The sequence below is a fragment of the Pseudoalteromonas sp. PS5 genome, assembly GCF_004103255.1.
Classification (GTDB): domain Bacteria; phylum Pseudomonadota; class Gammaproteobacteria; order Enterobacterales; family Alteromonadaceae; genus Pseudoalteromonas; species Pseudoalteromonas peptidolytica.
Genome location: NZ_RCSQ01000261.1, coordinates 1 through 693, shown reverse-complemented (window position 1 = coordinate 693; position 693 = coordinate 1). Strand labels below are relative to the sequence as shown.

At 40.5% G+C, this 693-nt stretch carries 2 protein-coding genes; both read left to right on the top strand.

The genetic code is table 11. The annotated features are described in order from the left end of the window. Nucleotides 1-358 (top strand): PAS domain-containing protein (locus tag D9603_RS22265; protein ID WP_241651751.1); only part of this gene is annotated, 358 nt, incomplete at its 5' end. Between the two features lie 61 nt (nucleotides 359-419). Beyond that, nucleotides 420-689, top strand: a complete 270-nt coding sequence (locus D9603_RS22260) for a histidine kinase dimerization/phospho-acceptor domain-containing protein (protein WP_241651750.1) — start codon at nucleotides 420-422, stop codon at nucleotides 687-689. Nucleotides 690-693 lie beyond the last annotated feature (4 nt).

Here is a 693-nt window from a genome sequence, read left to right as displayed (position 1 = left end):
AATCGCAACCGACAAAAGCGGAAATATAACCCAGTTTAACCCCGCCGCAGAGCGCTTGCTTGGCTATAAAAAAGCTGAGCTAATTGGTAAATACTACCCAGATAGCTGTCACCTAAAAAGTGAAGTAATAGCAAAAGCACATGCCCTTACCGATGAACTGAAACAGCCGATCCAACCTGATTTTGAAGTCTTTATTGCAAAAGCGAAACAAGGCGAGGTAGACACTAGCCGTTGGACATACGTCACCAAACAAAATCAACATGTCCAAATAAAATTAAACGTTACTGCTTTGAGAGATGAACAAGGTCAAATCGATGGCTTTTTAGGGATCGGCAAACGATCTTACAGAGCAGCTTAAACACGAACGGGAGCTATCGCAGGCAAAAGAAGCTGCAGAGCAAGCAGCAAAGGCCAAAGCTATGTTTTTAGCAAATATGAGTCATGAGATACGAACACCAATGAATGGCCTGTATGGCACCCTACAATTATTAAAATCAGAGCCGCTTAGTAACACTGCATCTGATCTTGTGGAAAAAGCCACTTATTCTATTAAGGCACTTAACACAATTATTAACGATATATTAGACTTTTCAAAAATAGAAGCTGGCCGGATCGAGCTAGAGCAACGGGTTTTTGATATTGGTGTGTTGATAGAGCATTTGCACTCTGATTTTTTTAGTACTAGCTAAAAAA